Origin of the sequence: Pseudomonas sp. KK18 (assembly GCF_037094675.1) — a bacterium.
GTDB lineage: Bacteria > Pseudomonadota > Gammaproteobacteria > Pseudomonadales > Pseudomonadaceae > Aquipseudomonas.
In genome coordinates this window covers 6,970,202-6,984,674 of record NZ_CP146605.1, presented here as the reverse complement: position 1 = coordinate 6,984,674, position 14,473 = coordinate 6,970,202, and the positions used below count along the sequence as shown (strand labels likewise).

17 protein-coding genes are annotated in these 14,473 nt (G+C 61.5%); 7 read left to right on the top strand and 10 right to left on the bottom strand.

Annotated elements, in window-relative coordinates; genetic code table 11:
- Positions 1-93: 93 nt before the first annotated feature.
- The gene (locus V6607_RS31890) at positions 94-1,017 is read right to left on the bottom strand and encodes an ABC transporter six-transmembrane domain-containing protein (RefSeq protein WP_008439408.1); all 924 of its coding nucleotides are present in this window, start codon (positions 1,015-1,017) and stop codon (positions 94-96) included.
- 114 nt (positions 1,018-1,131) lie between these two features.
- On the opposite strand from V6607_RS31890, the gene V6607_RS31885 reads away from it, so the two are divergent.
- The gene (locus V6607_RS31885; RefSeq protein WP_003208775.1) at positions 1,132-1,716 is read left to right on the top strand and encodes a TetR family transcriptional regulator C-terminal domain-containing protein; all 585 of its coding nucleotides are present in this window, start codon (positions 1,132-1,134) and stop codon (positions 1,714-1,716) included.
- Here the strand turns inward: V6607_RS31885 and V6607_RS31880 are convergent.
- Together V6607_RS31880 and V6607_RS31875 are read right to left on the bottom strand one after the other, a co-directional pair.
- Complete coding sequence (locus tag V6607_RS31880; RefSeq protein ID WP_003208777.1) at positions 1,703-3,199, bottom strand: YifB family Mg chelatase-like AAA ATPase; 1,497 nt, start codon at positions 3,197-3,199, stop codon at positions 1,703-1,705. The two genes, V6607_RS31885 and V6607_RS31880, sit on opposite strands and share 14 nt — an antisense overlap.
- 97 nt (positions 3,200-3,296) lie before the next feature.
- Positions 3,297-4,205 carry a LysR family transcriptional regulator gene (locus tag V6607_RS31875; RefSeq protein WP_134327521.1) on the bottom strand — a complete coding sequence of 303 codons (909 nt, stop codon included), beginning with the start codon at positions 4,203-4,205 and terminating at the stop codon, positions 3,297-3,299.
- 233 nt (positions 4,206-4,438) lie between these two features.
- Here V6607_RS31875 and cfa point away from each other — a divergent pair, with 233 nt between their 5' ends.
- Complete coding sequence (cfa, locus tag V6607_RS31870; RefSeq protein ID WP_338742742.1) at positions 4,439-5,551, top strand: cyclopropane fatty acyl phospholipid synthase; 1,113 nt, start codon at positions 4,439-4,441, stop codon at positions 5,549-5,551.
- Positions 5,552-5,603: 52 nt separating this feature from the next.
- On the opposite strand, the gene V6607_RS31865 is transcribed toward cfa, so the two are convergent.
- A complete protein-coding gene (locus tag V6607_RS31865) occupies positions 5,604-5,864 on the bottom strand; it encodes an accessory factor UbiK family protein (RefSeq protein WP_003208783.1) in 261 nt (86 codons plus the stop codon).
- Between the two features lie 422 nt (positions 5,865-6,286).
- Between V6607_RS31865 and glnK the strand changes: the two genes are divergently transcribed.
- The 4 genes from glnK (at position 6,287) to sutA (ending at position 9,065) form a co-directional block, all read left to right on the top strand.
- Positions 6,287-6,625, top strand: a complete 339-nt coding sequence (glnK, locus tag V6607_RS31860) for a P-II family nitrogen regulator (protein WP_002555808.1) — start codon at positions 6,287-6,289, stop codon at positions 6,623-6,625.
- A gap of 34 nt (positions 6,626-6,659) precedes the next feature.
- A complete protein-coding gene (locus tag V6607_RS31855; protein WP_008439352.1) occupies positions 6,660-8,000 on the top strand; it encodes an ammonium transporter in 1,341 nt (446 codons plus the stop codon).
- A 209-nt stretch (positions 8,001-8,209) separates the two neighbouring features.
- Complete coding sequence (locus V6607_RS31850; protein WP_003208787.1) at positions 8,210-8,635, top strand: secondary thiamine-phosphate synthase enzyme YjbQ; 426 nt, start codon at positions 8,210-8,212, stop codon at positions 8,633-8,635.
- A gap of 103 nt (positions 8,636-8,738) precedes the next feature.
- Complete coding sequence (gene sutA, locus V6607_RS31845; RefSeq protein ID WP_003208791.1) at positions 8,739-9,065, top strand: transcriptional regulator SutA; 327 nt, start codon at positions 8,739-8,741, stop codon at positions 9,063-9,065.
- A gap of 255 nt (positions 9,066-9,320) precedes the next feature.
- Here the strand turns inward: sutA and V6607_RS31840 are convergent, their stop codons facing one another.
- Genes V6607_RS31840 through V6607_RS31815 form a run of 6 tightly spaced genes read right to left on the bottom strand, consistent with a single transcriptional unit; the run spans position 9,321 to position 13,901 of the window.
- Entirely contained in the window at positions 9,321-10,019 is a 699-nt protein-coding gene (locus V6607_RS31840) for an HAD-IA family hydrolase (protein WP_008439351.1), read from the bottom strand.
- The gene (xerC, locus tag V6607_RS31835) at positions 10,016-10,915 is read right to left on the bottom strand and encodes a tyrosine recombinase XerC (protein ID WP_008439350.1); all 900 of its coding nucleotides are present in this window, start codon (positions 10,913-10,915) and stop codon (positions 10,016-10,018) included. Before xerC ends, V6607_RS31840 begins: the two co-directional genes overlap by 4 nt.
- A 2-nt stretch (positions 10,916-10,917) precedes the next feature.
- On the bottom strand, positions 10,918-11,634 hold the full coding sequence (locus tag V6607_RS31830) for a DUF484 family protein (protein ID WP_003208796.1): 717 nt from the start codon (positions 11,632-11,634) through the stop codon (positions 10,918-10,920).
- A gap of 13 nt (positions 11,635-11,647) precedes the next feature.
- Complete coding sequence (gene dapF / locus V6607_RS31825; protein WP_008439347.1) at positions 11,648-12,478, bottom strand: diaminopimelate epimerase; 831 nt, start codon at positions 12,476-12,478, stop codon at positions 11,648-11,650.
- 4 nt (positions 12,479-12,482) lie between these two features.
- Positions 12,483-13,730, bottom strand: coding sequence for a diaminopimelate decarboxylase (lysA, locus tag V6607_RS31820; RefSeq protein WP_008439346.1), 1,248 nt, complete (start codon positions 13,728-13,730; stop codon positions 12,483-12,485).
- A 9-nt stretch (positions 13,731-13,739) separates the two neighbouring features.
- Positions 13,740-13,901 (bottom strand): lipoprotein, encoded by a 162-nt coding sequence (locus V6607_RS31815; RefSeq protein WP_003208801.1) that lies wholly within the window; start codon positions 13,899-13,901, stop codon positions 13,740-13,742.
- Positions 13,902-14,140: 239 nt separating this feature from the next.
- On the opposite strand from V6607_RS31815, the gene cyaY reads away from it, so the two are divergent.
- Positions 14,141-14,473 carry an iron donor protein CyaY gene (cyaY, locus tag V6607_RS31810; protein WP_003208803.1) on the top strand — a complete coding sequence of 111 codons (333 nt, stop codon included), beginning with the start codon at positions 14,141-14,143 and terminating at the stop codon, positions 14,471-14,473.

Sequence of the window (14,473 nt, the reverse complement as noted above, 5' to 3'; positions counted from 1 at the left end):
GCAAGCCCGCTCCCACAGTTGACCGTGTTGTTCTGGAGTAAGCGGTCCACTGTGGGAGCCGGGCTTGCCCGCGATGACGGCCTACCCGACGCGTCAAACGTCGGATCGGTCGCCCAGCCCCGGGTCCACACGCTTGCCAATGTCCTTGAGTCGTGCCAGTTGATCAACCATCCCTGGCGCTTCATCCAGGCTGCTGACAAAGGTCCACAGGTAAGTCATCACCGCATACACATGGCCGGCCTTGACCGCCGGCGACAGCGCCAACTGGCTGATGGCGACCACAAACAACAGCGCCGCCAGCGTGCCGATAAACAGGAACGCTGCGGCCTCGCGGTCCGACAGCCAGATGCGCAGGCGTGACAGCACCTGGTAGTGGCGCTGCAAGGTCTGTGCGCCGACCTTTTCCACCAGGCCGATTTCCTTTTCCAGGCGGTCATTCAAGCGCTCATGCAGTTCCTGATTGCGCCGGGCGAAACGTGGCAACAAAGTTGTGCACAGCACCAGCGCGGTCAGGCACGCCAGGCCTATCCACGGCTCGATCACCAACAGCATCACTGCCGCACCGACGATGGAAACCAGCGCCGTCGCGATGATCGGCACGTGTTTTTCGAAGAAGTCGACAAAGTCCCGCGCCAGCACCACCCGCGCTGCCGCCCGGGAAGTGCTGTGGTTTTGCAGACGCTGGTTGAGAATCACCGGCACCGCAAGGTCCGCGTAGATACGGGTGAAGGTGCGTGTATCCAGCGCCCGTCGCGCCGCCCCGACCACCCAGAACGCCAGCACCACGGCGGCGTAGAACAGCGCGCTGCCGGCATCGCCGCGGATGATCGAGTCCACCGCGAACCCCGCAAACAGTGGGTAGGCCAGCAGCAATGCGTTCTCCAGGGCCACCAGCGACAAGGTGCAGAACAACTTGCCGGGATAGGCCTTGGCGATCGCCTTAAGGGTTTGGCTGGCGGATTGTTGCCCGATCTTTTTGCTTTCTTCGATCAGGATCTGGGGTGTTACGGATGACATGGGGTGCACCGAGAGTGAGATAAACGCTATTATTGAGCGACTGCTCAAGTATCCTTGAGCGACCGCTCAAAAAGCAAGCGCCGTCGATCTGCCGGTGCCTGAAGGAAAAGCCTCATGTCGCGTATCGACCGTAAAGACCAGATCATCGCCGCCGCCCTGGAGCTGTTTCGCAGCAAAGGGTTTGCCGATGTTTCCACCCGCGACCTGGCGGAGCATGCCGGGCTGTCCCGCAGCCACGTCTATCACTACTTCAGCGACTGGAAAGAGCTGCGCCGCGAAGCGTTCGTGCGGTTCGCCAACGAGCAACTGGACGAGGTGAGGGCGCCGCTGGTGGATCTGCCACCATTGGAAGCCCTCGAAGGTTTCCTGCGTGACTGCCTGCCCTCCACGGCAGACGCCGGTTGGGCGCTATGGCTGGATGCCTGGGACGAAGCCATGCATGACGAGCCATTGGCCCAGGCCTACCTGGTGATCAACGCCCAATGGCAAGCCATGCTCGCCGAGATCATCGAGCAAGGTGTGGCGGCCAAAGTGTTCCGCTGTGAGTCGCCCAAGCGCGCTGCGCGACAACTCTTTGCCGTAGCGATGGGCTATGCCGATGACTTGTTGCTCAAACCCTCCGTTGAGTCAGCTGAAGCGGTGATGGATGAGGTGATGGAAGTGGCGGGGCTGCTTCTGGCGTTGCCTAGGACGCGCTAGCAGGGCGGTACTGCAAGGCCTCCGCCAGATGATGGCGGGCGATGGCTTCCACTTGTTCCAGGTCGGCCAGGGTGCGGGCGACCTTGAGCAGGCGATGGGCTGCCCGCAACGACAGCGTCAGCCGTTCGCAGGCGCTTTCCAGCCAGCCTTCATCAGCCTTTTCCAGTTTGCAGTGCTGGCGTAGCCCCGGCAGGTCGAGAAACGCATTGGCGCAGCCCTGGCGCCGTTGTTGGCGGTCCCGGGCATCGGCGACGAGGACGGAGGCGCTGGCGGTATCATCACCGGACTGTATGCCCGGGTTCAGCGCGGTGCTTTCCCGGGCGACGGTCACGTGCAGGTCGATCCGGTCCAGCAGCGGCCCCGAGAGTTTGTTGCGATAGCGCTGAATCTGCTCCGGCGTGCAGCGACAGCGCCCACTGGGCTCGCCCACATAGCCGCAAGGGCAGGGGTTCATCGCCGCCACCAACTGAAAGCGCGCCGGGAAACGCACCCGGTCGCGAGCGCGGGAAATCACGATATGCCCGGACTCGAGCGGCTCACGCAGCACCTCCAGGACCTTGCGATCAAACTCCGGCAACTCGTCGAGAAACAACACACCGTGATGGGCCAGGGTTATTTCCCCCGGCTGCGGTTTCGAGCCGCCGCCCACCAGCGCCGGGCCGGATGCCGAATGATGCGGCTGGCGAAATGGCCGGTGTGGCCAATGGCTCAGCGGCGCCAGGCTGACCACCGATTGAATCGCCGCCACCTCCAGCGCTTCCTGTTCACTCAAGGGCGGCAACAACCCTGGTAGACGGCTGGCGAGCAAGGTCTTGCCGGTGCCCGGTGGCCCGCTGAGCAACAGGTTGTGGGCGCCCGCCGCAGCGATCAACAGCGCACGCTTGGCTGCCAGCTGGCCCTGCACTTCACTCAGGTCCGGGTAGGGTTTGTTCAAGTACATCAGGCCACTGGAAACGAAGGGCTCGATCGGCACGTGACCGTTCAGGTGCGCCACCACTTGCAGCAGGTGATCCACGGCAATCACCTTCAACCCCGAAGCCAGGCAGGCTTCCTCGGCATTGGCCCGCGGCACGATCAAGGTGCGCCCGACCTTGCGCGCCGCCAGGGCTGCGGGCAACACACCTTTCACCGGCCGCACCTCACCGGACAGCGCCAGCTCGCCCAGGCATTCCACGTTATCGAGGGTCAGCGCCGGTACCTGCACGCTGGCGGCGAGAATCCCCAGGGCAATCGCCAAATCAAAGCGCCCGCCGTCCTTGGGCAGGTCGGCGGGCGCGAGGTTGAGGGTGATGCGGCGGGACGGGTATTGCAGCGCAGAATTGAGAATGGCGCTGCGCACGCGGTCTTTGCTTTCCTTGACGGCGGTTTCCGGCAGGCCCACCAGCGTCAGCGACGGCAAGCCGTTGGCCATGTGCACCTCGACAGTGACGGCGGGCGCTTCGACGCCTATCTGGGCGCGGCTGTGGACGATGGCGAGGGACATGCTCGTTCCTTGAAATGAGTGGCCGCTTCCTGCGGTTTTTCAAGGGTAGTTGAGTGATGGCGACGCGCGGCGGCGAGGTTTTACAGAACGTATCGCGCTAGCGGTCCGACGGCGGCACACACAGAAACTCTTTCGCCAGCGTCAACCACGCCTGCGCCGCAAACGACAACTTGCACTGCCGACGCCACGCCAGCATCAGCCTCCAGTTCAGGGCCGGCGACTGTATTTCCGCGATGCTGAACTGGCTCGTATCAAGGGTTTCGCAGAATGCCCGGGGCAGCAGGGTGATGCCCACGCCCAGTCGTACCAGGGAGGCGATAAAGTCCCATTGGCTGCTGCGGCCACTGATCCGCGGCTCAAAACCGGCTTGTGCACAGGCATCAAGTACGAATTGGTTCAGGGTGAAGGTGTCATCGTAAAAGATGAATTCGCAGGCTTGCAGTTCGCTCAACTCCACCGAGCTGCGGCCTTGCCAGGGCGAGTCATGGGGCGCGAGCAGGCACAGTGGCGATTCGAACAAGGGCATGGATTCGAATTCGGACCAGATATCCGCCACGCGCGGCGAGTCAAGGATGGTGCCGAACTCCAGCGTGCCCTGGCGCAGATCCTGGATGGTGATATTGCCGCCGCTTTCGAACAGTTTCAGTTCGATCTTCGGGTAACGGGCGTGATACTCCGCAAAGATCGGCGCCAGTGCGAGGTGGGTAGAGGGCGAAAGCCCCATGCGCAGGGCGCCGCGCCCGACATGCTGCAAGTCTTGCAGCTCTACCGTCATTTCATCGTGCAGCGCGATCATTTCCTTGGCGCGCTTGAGCACAATTTCCCCGGCGTCCGTCAGGGTGAAGCGTTTTCCCATGCGGTCGAGCAGCTTCAGGCCAAGGCTCGACTCCAATTGCTGCACCATCTTGCTGACTGTTGGCTGGGTCAGGTGCAGCTTCACAGCGGCTTTGGTAAAGCTCTGCTGGTCGACGACTTCTACGAAATAACGGAGCGCCCGAATGTCCATCTTGCATTCCAATTTTGCATGGTTTTCATAATATTAATTCATTATATCTTTAAAAAATGGCTGGATAAGATTTGTTACATCTGTTCCCAGCCAGCGCTTCCATGACGCCTTAAGGGCCTTGCCAGACGCTTCCATGGCCAGATTTCTCGCAGTGTATGAATCAAAGGCAACGCTATTTCTGGAGAGCAACTGTGCTTAACAAAACGCGTCATTCTTTTTCCGGTTCTGATGAGATGTCTCAGGGAGCGCGCTTCGTTAAGGAGTTGCTGGCGCAGGCGCAGATCGAGGTCAACGGGCCATCGGCTGCCGATATGCAACTGCACTACAGTGCCACATTTGATCTCGCCCTGGCCAAGGGCAATCTTGGCCTTGGCGAAGACTACATGGATGGCGGCTGGGACGCCGAGGCGCTGGATGAGTTTTTTTTCCGCCTCATGCGCTCCGGCGTGATCGACCAGGCCAACCCGGCCACCTTGTTGTTTCACGCGTTCAGCTCCCGCTGGCTGAACCTGCAAAACAAGAAGCGCGCCTGGCAAGTCGGCGAAGCACATTACGACCTCGGCAATGACTTCTACGCACGCATGCTCGACTCGCGCATGACCTACACCTGTGGCTACTGGAAAGATGCCACCACCCTGGAGCAGGCGCAGTTCGCCAAGCTGGACCTGATCTGTAAAAAACTGGGGCTCAAGCCGGGCATGCGCGTGCTGGATATCGGCTGTGGCTGGGGCAGTTTCATGAGCCATGCGGCCGAGCACTATGGGGTCGAGTGTGTCGGCGTGACCATCTCCAAGGAGCAGGCGGAGTGGGGGCGGGCCAAGTATTCACATCTGCCGATCGAGTTTCGTCTGCAGGACTATCGGGATATCGACGAGCAGTTCGACCATATCGCCAGTGTCGGCATGTTCGAACATGTGGGGCGCAAGAACCATCGGGCGTATATGGAGGTCGCCAACCGCTGCCTGAAAGACGATGGGTTGTTCCTGCTACACACTATCGGCAAGAACCAACGCAACAGCACGCCGGATCCGTGGATCGACAAATACATCTTTCCCAACGGTGATTTGCCCTCGATCGGGCAGATCGGCGACGCCATGGACGGGTTATTTGTTGCCGAGGATTTGCACAACTTTGGCGCCGACTACGACAAGACGCTGATGGCCTGGTGCGAAAACTTCGAACTGGCGTGGCCGGATTTCGCAGACACCTTTGGCCAGCGTTTCTACCGGATGTGGCGCTATTACCTGCTGTCGTGTGCAGGGGCGTTTCGCGCGCGGGATATCCAGCTGTGGCAGTGGGTATTGTCGAAGAAGGGGGTTGTCGGCGGGTATCAGCGGGTGAGCTGAGGGTTGCAACGGTTTAACGGGGACAGGCGAAACCTGCCCCGGTTGGGCCGGCTTATTCGGCGGCAGGCGTCAATCGCGCTTCCAGCTCCGCCACCTTGGCCTCAAGGCTTTCCAACCGCGCCCGAGTGCGCGCCAGCACCACCATCTGGCTATCAAACTCTTCCCGGCTTACCAGGTCCAGCTTGCTGAAACCGCTTTGCAGCAGTGCCTTGAACTGGCTTTCAATTTCATTGCGTGGCAGCGGCGTGTCGCTGCTGAACAGGCGGGAGGCGTGGCCGCTCAGGGCGTCGAGGAGGTCTTTGGGCGCGAGCATGGGAAATAGTCCGGAAAATCTGTTGGCCGGCAGTGTATCACGCAGCGTCTATAGTCTTTTCCAGCCCCTGCGGCGCACGCTTTTCGCGCATGAGGACGGGCGGTCGCGCACCGTTTTCGTGCGTATCTTCGCTGTCGTGGCGCCCGGTAGGTGGGCACAGGCGAACAAAGGACTGATTTCAGTGATTTTTACGGAGCTGGCAAGCTTTCTGCTTAGACGATCATGACCCATGCACTGATGCAGTCGCTGTGACGATGCAGTGCGCCGACGGACCAGCGGTACATGTTTCGTCACCAGTGGTTAGCGAGCGTCGCAATGGCAAATGCCAGGGCGACGAAGCGTTACAAAGCCAGGCACTGCGCTTAGACTTGAGACGGGTTTGTTTTCCTGGGGCAAGTCCACCAATTCGGGAGAGAGTTTTCATGAAGCTAGTCACTGCCATCATCAAGCCGTTCAAGTTGGACGATGTACGCGAGTCACTGTCCGAGATCGGCGTGCAGGGCATTACCGTTACTGAGGTCAAAGGCTTCGGTCGGCAGAAGGGTCACACCGAGCTGTATCGCGGCGCGGAATACGTGGTCGATTTCCTGCCAAAGGTGAAGATTGACGTCGCCATTGACGACAAGGATCTTGACCGGGTCATCGAGGCGATAACCAAGGCCGCCAACACCGGCAAGATCGGTGACGGCAAGATCTTCGTGGTCAATCTGGAACAGGCTATTCGCATCCGTACCGGCGAAACCGATACCGACGCAATCTAAGCCGCCAAACCCCAACGCCCCAGGAGAAAACAATATGACTCTGCGTAAATTCGCAGGGCTAGGAGCCCTGTTGTCCCTCGTAATGCCGGCCCTGGCCATGGCGGCGGACCCAGTACCTGCTCCAGTCCTCAATTCCGGCGACACCGCGTGGATGCTCACGTCCACCGCGCTGGTGCTGTTCATGACCATTCCAGGCCTCGCGCTGTTCTACGGCGGCATGGTTCGCTCCAAAAACATTCTTTCCGTGATGATGCAGTGCTTTGCCATCACCGGCCTGATCACCATCCTGTGGTTCGTGTACGGCTACAGCATGGCGTTCGACACCACCGGTATGGAAGCAGGCGTCGTCAACCTCAACTCGTTTGTGGGTGGCTTGTCCAAACTGTTCCTCTCGGGTGTGACCCCGGCCAGCATCACCGGCCCGGCGGCGTTGTTCCCTGAGGCCGTGTTCGTGACCTTCCAGATGACCTTCGCGATCATCACCCCGGCGCTGATCGTCGGTGCATTCGCCGAGCGGATGAAGTTCTCCGCGATGCTGATCTTCATGGGCGTCTGGTTCACCCTGGTCTACGCACCGATCGCCCACATGGTATGGGGCGGTCCGGGTTCGTTGCTGGGCGACTGGGGCGTGCTCGACTTCGCAGGCGGCACCGTGGTGCACATCAACGCCGGTGTGGCCGGCCTGGTAGCGTGCCTGGTACTCGGCAAGCGTAAAGGCTTCCCAACCACCCCAATGGCCCCGCACAACCTCGGTTACACCCTGGTGGGCGCGGCCATGCTGTGGGTCGGCTGGTTCGGCTTCAACGCCGGCTCCGCTGCTGCTGCCAACGGCACTGCCGGCATGGCGATGCTGGTGACCCAGATCGCTACCGCTGCTGCGGCCCTGGGCTGGATGTTCGCCGAGTGGGTCACCCACGGCAAGCCGAGCGCACTGGGCATCGCCTCGGGTGTGGTTGCGGGCCTGGTGGCAATCACCCCAGCCGCTGGCACCGTGGGCCCGATGGGCGCCCTGGTGATCGGCCTGGCTGCCGGTGTGGTGTGCTTCTTCTGCGCCACTACCCTGAAACGCAAACTGGGCTACGACGACTCCCTGGACGCCTTCGGCGTGCACGGTATCGGCGGTATCCTCGGCGCGATCCTGACCGGCGTGTTCGCCGCACCGTCGATGGGTGGCTTCAACGCCGCTACTACCGACATTGCCGCACAGGTCTGGGTTCAGGCCAAAGGCGTCGGCTTCACCGTCATCTACACCGCTATCGTGACGTACATCATCCTCAAGGTGCTGGACGTGGTGATGGGCCTGCGGGTGACCGAAGAAGAAGAGGCGGTTGGCCTCGATCTGGCGCAACACAACGAGCGCGGCTACAACTTGTAAGTACGCGAAAAAAAGATGCCCGGCTTGCCGGGCATTTTTTTGCCTTGGGTTTGTCTGTGGCTAAAGGTGTATGGGTTTTTTTGCGACTTTGTGATGGGATCCGCACTGCACTTTTCAGTGTGCGAATGTCTTACAGGCATGTAGGCGTATTCGGCACTTTGTTTTTTCCCTGAGCGCGCTAGAATGCGCGCCGATAGGCGGAGAACTGTATGTGGCAACAGACCCTGATAACCCTGCGGGCCAAGCCCCGGGGCTTTCATCTGGTGACGGACGAGTTGCTCGCCGGCCTGCCTGAATTGAAGGCCTGTCGGGTGGGACTGTTGCATTTGTGGCTGCAGCACACCTCGGCCTCGTTGACGGTCAACGAGAATGCCGACCCGGCGGTTCGCCGTGACTTCGAGCGTTTTTTCAATGCGCTGGTGCCGCAAGGCACGGCGGGATATGAACACAACGACGAGGGTCCGGATGATCTGCCGGCGCACTTCAAGGCCAGTCTGCTGGGCTGTCAGCTGAGTTTGCCGGTAAGGGCCGGCCGCTTGGCGATGGGGACCTGGCAAGGTGTTTATCTGGGCGAGCACCGTGATCATGGCGGTGCTCGTAAAGTCCTCGCCACCTTGCACGGTGATGGGGCATAAGCCACTGGTTAACCGGTGGATGTTGATTTTTTTCCGGCGGCCGTCGACAGGCGGCGAAGCTGGGCTATAACTAATCTGCTTTTCGCAAGTCATGAGGTAGAACATGAGCGACGATGATCTGGAAAACGACGACCTCGAAGTAGGCGACGACGACGAAACCGAGGAAGGTCTTGAGGCGGCTGCCGAAGACGTGGCTGACGACGACGGTGGCGACGATGCACCGGTCCCGGCAGCCAAGGGCAAGGCCAAGGCTGCAGTGTCGGTTGACGAGTTGCCGAGCGTAGAAGCCAAGAACAAAGAGCGCGATGCGCTGGCCCGGGCGATGGAAGAATTCCTCGCCAAAGGCGGCAAAGTGCAGGAAGTCGAGGCTAACGTGGTGGCAGATCCACCGAAGAAGCCGGATAACAAGTACGGCAGCCGGCCTATCTAAGGCCTGCTGTCTGCTTGCTGAAAAAGCCCGCCGTCGCTGCGGGCTTTTTCATGGGCGAAACAAAATGGTCAGGGCTAACACCCATCCAAGGATGAAGAGCGTGTGTGGCGAGGGAGCTTGCTCCCGTTGGGGCGCGAAGCGGCCCCTGGTTGGGTCGACGCGGTCTTTCAGAAAGGCCGTCGTGGCTGGTTCAGGGGCCGCTTCGCAGCCCAGCGGGAGCAAGCTCCCTCGCCACAAAAGCCCTTCATCATCAGGTTATGCGTTCCAGCGGGCTAGCACGTCGGGTAGCTCGGTCAGGCTGCGAATCTCGGCATCCGGCAATTTCTCGGCCTCCCAGGCCTTGCCTGCCGGGTTGAACCACACCGCCCGCAGCCCCGCCTGCTGCGCACCGGCAATGTCATCCCCTGGATGGTCACCCACATGCACTGCCGCGCCCGGCGCTACGCCACCGCGCTGCAAGGCTTCCTGAAACAACCGCGCATCCGGCTTGGCAATACCAATGTCTTCAGCCCGGAGTGCAAAGTGGAAGTAGTCCGCCAACCCCACACGTTGCACATCGGCATTACCGTTGGTAATCACCCCCAGCAGATAGTCGCGGCGCAGTGCTTGCAGCATCGGTTCCGCTTCGGGGAATACGGTGAGTTGATGCCGGGCATGGATGAACGCTTCAAAGCACACATCCGCCATCTGCGCCGCTTCCGGCAACGGGTACCCGGCTTCCTCGAAGGCGTATTGCAGCACCTTGTGACGCAACACGCTGATGCGATATTTCAGCTCGGGATGACGCTCCAGCACCTGCTGGCGCAGGCTGGCAAACTTCTCCAGGGGCAAGTCGCCCACCTTGGTGGCGTGGGTCGCCAGCCACTCGCGCATCGATGCCTCGGCGCTGATGATGACCGGCACGTTATCCCAGAGCGTATCGTCCAGGTCGAAGGTGATCAGCTTGATGCTCATGAGTCACTGCCCTTAATGCGTTTGGCCCGTGGATGGGCGCTGTCGTACACCGTTGCCAGGTGCTGGAAGTCCAGGTGGGTGTAGATCTGGGTGGTCTTGATGTCGGAGTGGCCCAGCAGTTCCTGCACCGCACGCAGGTCCTGGGAGGACTCCAGCAAGTGGCTGGCAAAGGAGTGCCGGAGCATGTGCGGGTGCAGGTTCTGCCCCAGCTCGCGCTCGCCGGCGGCCTTGACCCGCACTTGTATGGCCCGGGGCCCGAGGCGCCGGCCTTGCTGGCTGATAAACACCGCGTCGTCCGCCGGGTTGGCCAGGGCGCGCAGCGGCAGCCATAGCAGCAAGGCTTCGCGGGCCTTCTTGCCCACCGGCAATACGCGGGTCTTGCTGCCTTTGCCGAGCACCTGCACCAGGCCATCCGCCAGGTCCAGTTGATCGAGGTTAAGCCCGGTCAGCTCCGACAGGCGCAGGCCCGAGGAGTAGAAGAGTTCGAGGATTGCCTGGTCGCGATGGGCCAGGAAGTCGTCCTCCACGGCGCCATCGAGCAATTGCAGGGCGCGATCCGTGTCGAGGGTCTTGGGCAGGCGGCGTTCGCCCTTGGGCGGCGCCAGGCCGTTGGCCGGGTCGTGGTCGCACAGGCCTTCGCGGTTCAGGTAGTGATAGAGGCCGCGTACCGCCGACAGCAGGCGCGCCAGGCTGCGGGAGGATTGGCCTTGCTGGTGCAGGCGGGCGATCAGGCTGCGCAGACCCTGGATGTCCAGGGCCTTCCAGCTGCCGATGTGTTGTTTCTCGCAGAACGCCAGGACCTTGTTCAAGTCCCGCCGGTAGGCTTCCAGGGTATGCGGCGACACCTGGCGCTCGCTGCGCAGGTGAGCGCAGTAGGCGTCCAGTTGTCGTTCCATGGCTAGCGCACCGCGCGCAATGCGCTGGTGAAGCGTGGCAGGACGCGGCCCAGCACTTCGGCGATGTAGCTCAGGAACAGCGTGCCCACCGAGCTTTTGTAATGCTGCGGATCACGGCTGGCGATGGCCAGCACGCCATGCAAACCTTGATGACTGAGGGCAACCACGGCGGTGGAGCCGATCTGCTGGCGCTGCTCGGCGCCAAACAGGAAGTCCAGCTCATGCTCGCGCAAGGTGCCGCTGATGGTCTTGCCTTCGGACAGCAGGCCGCCAATCGCGGTCTGGGCATCGCTGCCGCTGACCCAGCGACCCACCGGCATCGGGTTGTCGCTGAACAGGATCAGGCTGACAAAGGGCACCTGGAAATCCTGGCGCAGGCTGTCTTCGACGGCGATCACCGCTTCTTCCAGGCTGGCGGCGTCCATCAGGGTCAGGACCAGGCGGCGAGTCTTGTCGAACAGGCGGTCGTTGTCGCGGGCCACATCCATCAGCTGCGAGAGCCGATGGCGCATTTCGATATTGCGCTCGCGCAGGATCTTCATCTGCCGCTCCACCAGCGACACGGTATCGCCGCGCTGGTGGGGAATACGCAGGGCCGGCAGCAGTTCTTCGTGTTCAACGAAGAAGTCCGGGTTAGCCTCCAGATACGCCGCAACGGCTGCGGCCTCCAGACTTTCGCTTGGGGATGCTTGCGCGGGTACTTGAGGCTTATCAGTCATTAGATTTGCTCACTCATAGACGGACCTGTCCTTCGTAGACGCGGGTGGCCGGGCCGGTCATTTTCACCGGTTGGCCGGGGCCTGCCCATTCGATGGACAGGCGTCCACCGGGCAGGTCGATCAGCAGCGGCGAATCCATCCACCCCTGGCTGATCGCGGCTACGGCAGCGGCGCAGGCGCCGGTACCGCAAGCCTGGGTTTCGCCGGCCCCGCGTTCCCACACGCGCAACTGCGCACGGGAACGGTCGATGACCTGCAGGAAGCCCACATTGACCCGCGCGGGAAAGCGCGGGTGGTTTTCGATCTTTGGCCCCAGTTCATGCACCGGCGCGTTGTTGATGTCATCCACCCGCAGCACGGCATGGGGGTTGCCCATGGACACTGCGGCCAGGTTGACGGTCTTGCCGTCCACGTCCACCGGGTAGCTCAGGGCTTGCTCGGTGGCCTGGAACGGAATGTCCGCCGGCACCAGCCGTGGCGCGCCCATGTTGACGCCGATCTGGCCGTCGCTGCGAATATCCAGCTCGATGATGCCGCTTTTGGTCTCGACGCGAATCTGCCGCTTGGCGGTCAGGCGCTTGTCCAGGACAAAACGGGCGAAACAGCGGGCACCATTGCCGCACTGTTCCACTTCGGAGCCATCGGAGTTGAAGATCCGGTAACGGAAATCCACTTCCGGGTTACTCGGCGCTTCCACCAGCAACAATTGGTCGAAGCCGACACCGGTGTGCCGGTCGCCCCACAGCTTGGCGTGCTTGGGCAGGATGTGCGCGTGCTGGCTGACCAGGTCGAGGACCATGAAGTCATTGCCCAGCCCGTGCATCTTGGTAAAACGCAGCAACATGACCTTACTCCGGCAGCAGGCTTTCGCCAGCAAACAACTCGGCTACCGTCTCGCGGCGACGCACTTCAAACGCTTGATCACCGTCCACCAGCACCTCGGCGGTACGCCCGCGGGTGTTGTAGTTGGAGCTCATGACAAACCCATAGGCACCGGCCGAATGCACGGCCAGCAGGTCGCCTTCTTCCAGGGCCAGCTGACGTTCCTTGGCCAGGAAGTCGCCGGTCTCGCAGATCGGGCCGACGATATCGTAGCTGCGGCCTTCGCCTGCGCGTGGCTTGACGGCCGTCACATTCATCCAGGCCTGGTACAGCGCCGGACGGATCAGGTCGTTCATCGCCGCGTCGACGATGGCGAAATCCTTGTGCTCGGTGTGCTTGAGGTACTCGACCTGGGTCAGCAGCAGGCCGGCGTTGGCGACGATGTAGCGGCCCGGCTCGAACATCAGCGTCAGGTCGCGGCCTTCGAGGCGCTCGCGCACGGCCTTGATGTAGTCGGACACCAGCGGCGGCTCTTCATCGCGATAACGCACACCCACGCCGCCACCGAGGTCGATGTGGTGCAGGTAGATGCCGCACTCGCCGAGGCGGTCGACCAGCGCCAGCAGGCGGTCGAGGGCGTCGAGGAACGGTGGCAGGCTGGTCAGTTGCGAGCCGATATGGCAGTCGACACCCAAGACTTCCAGGTTCGGCAACTGCGCGGCGCGGATGTACACGTCCTCGGCGTCGGCAATGGCGATGCCGAACTTGTTCTCTTTGAGACCGGTGGAAATGTACGGGTGAGTGCCGGCGTCGACGTCCGGGTTGACCCGCAGGGAGATCGGCGCGCGAACGCCCATCTCGGCGGCCACCACTTGCAGGCGCTCCAGCTCGTCGGTGGATTCGACGTTGAAGCAGTGCACGCCAACTTCCAGGGCGCGGCGCATGTCTTCGCGGCTCTTGCCGACACCGGAGAACACAATTTTGTCAGCCTTGCCGCCGGCGGCCAGTACACGCTCAAGCTCGCCCCGGGACACGATGTCGAAACCGGCGCCCAGGCGCGCCAGGACATTGAGTACACCCAGGTTGGAGTTGGCTTTTACGGCGAAGCACACCAGGCTCGGCGTGCCTTCCAGCGCATCGGCAAAGGAGCGGTATTGCGCTTCGATGTGGGCACGGGAGTACACGTAGGTCGGGGTACCAAAGCGCTCGGCGATGGCGGACAGCGCGACACCTTCCGCGAACAGCTCGCCGTCCCGGTAGTTAAAAGCGTCCATGATGTTCCCTTAGTAGGTGTCGTGCTTGTGCGCTTTGGTTTGCGACGATTGCGCCTGTTCATTCGGGTCTTTGCTGTCATCGGGCAGATACAGCGGGCCTTTTTGACCACAGGCACTAACGAGGCAAGCGACCGCGACGAGCGCAGCAAGGGAAGAGATCAGGCGCTTCATGGCGAAATCCTTGAATATGCATTAATTGCGCCCGAGTATACCGACCACCCGCCGGATTGCCTATGCGCCGAAATACCCGTCCGGCGGGGCTTTGCCGAGTTTGTCGCGATTGTGCTTACACCAATCAGGGATAATTCACGCAGCTGCGGGTAATGAAATCGGTATCCTTTGCAATCATGATGGCGCGTCCGTATTGTGCGGCGCTTGAGCGAGACCAGACACTTTTCGAGGTTCCCACAATGAGTTTGACCGAAGCGCGTTTTCACGACCTGGTGGATGCGACCCAGCAAGCGCTGGAGGATATTTTCGACGACAGCGGTCTGGATGTGGACCTGGAGAACTCGGCCGGTGTGCTCACCGTCAAGTTTGAAAATGGCACCCAATTGATTTTCAGCCGCCAGGAGCCCCTGCGTCAGCTATGGCTGGCGGCGCGTTCCGGTGGTTTTCACTTCGATTACGATGAAGAAGAAAAACGCTGGACCCACGACACCACCGATGAGCTGCTGAGCGAAATGCTCGCGCGCCTCACCCAGGAACAAGCCGGCGTCGAGCTGGACTTCGACGAGATCTGA

Excerpts from the sequence above, each read along its gene's own strand:
- V6607_RS31890 (WP_008439408.1), bottom strand. The coding sequence starts at position 1,017 with ATGTCATCCGTAACACCCCAGATCCTGATCGAAGAAAGCAAAAAGATC.
- V6607_RS31885 (WP_003208775.1), top strand. The coding sequence starts at position 1,132 with ATGTCGCGTATCGACCGTAAAGACCAGATCATCGCCGCCGCCCTGGAG.
- V6607_RS31880 (WP_003208777.1), bottom strand. The coding sequence starts at position 3,199 with ATGTCCCTCGCCATCGTCCACAGCCGCGCCCAGATAGGCGTCGAAGCG.
- V6607_RS31875 (WP_134327521.1), bottom strand. The coding sequence starts at position 4,205 with ATGGACATTCGGGCGCTCCGTTATTTCGTAGAAGTCGTCGACCAGCAG.
- cfa (WP_338742742.1), top strand. The coding sequence starts at position 4,439 with ATGTCTCAGGGAGCGCGCTTCGTTAAGGAGTTGCTGGCGCAGGCGCAG.
- V6607_RS31865 (WP_003208783.1), bottom strand. The coding sequence starts at position 5,864 with ATGCTCGCGCCCAAAGACCTCCTCGACGCCCTGAGCGGCCACGCCTCC.
- glnK (WP_002555808.1), top strand. The coding sequence starts at position 6,287 with ATGAAGCTAGTCACTGCCATCATCAAGCCGTTCAAGTTGGACGATGTA.
- V6607_RS31855 (WP_008439352.1), top strand. The coding sequence starts at position 6,660 with ATGACTCTGCGTAAATTCGCAGGGCTAGGAGCCCTGTTGTCCCTCGTA.
- V6607_RS31850 (WP_003208787.1), top strand. The coding sequence starts at position 8,210 with ATGTGGCAACAGACCCTGATAACCCTGCGGGCCAAGCCCCGGGGCTTT.
- sutA (WP_003208791.1), top strand. The coding sequence starts at position 8,739 with ATGAGCGACGATGATCTGGAAAACGACGACCTCGAAGTAGGCGACGAC.
- V6607_RS31840 (WP_008439351.1), bottom strand. The coding sequence starts at position 10,019 with ATGAGCATCAAGCTGATCACCTTCGACCTGGACGATACGCTCTGGGAT.
- xerC (WP_008439350.1), bottom strand. The coding sequence starts at position 10,915 with ATGGAACGACAACTGGACGCCTACTGCGCTCACCTGCGCAGCGAGCGC.
- V6607_RS31830 (WP_003208796.1), bottom strand. The coding sequence starts at position 11,634 with ATGACTGATAAGCCTCAAGTACCCGCGCAAGCATCCCCAAGCGAAAGT.
- dapF (WP_008439347.1), bottom strand. The coding sequence starts at position 12,478 with ATGTTGCTGCGTTTTACCAAGATGCACGGGCTGGGCAATGACTTCATG.
- lysA (WP_008439346.1), bottom strand. The coding sequence starts at position 13,730 with ATGGACGCTTTTAACTACCGGGACGGCGAGCTGTTCGCGGAAGGTGTC.
- V6607_RS31815 (WP_003208801.1), bottom strand. The coding sequence starts at position 13,901 with ATGAAGCGCCTGATCTCTTCCCTTGCTGCGCTCGTCGCGGTCGCTTGC.
- cyaY (WP_003208803.1), top strand. The coding sequence starts at position 14,141 with ATGAGTTTGACCGAAGCGCGTTTTCACGACCTGGTGGATGCGACCCAG.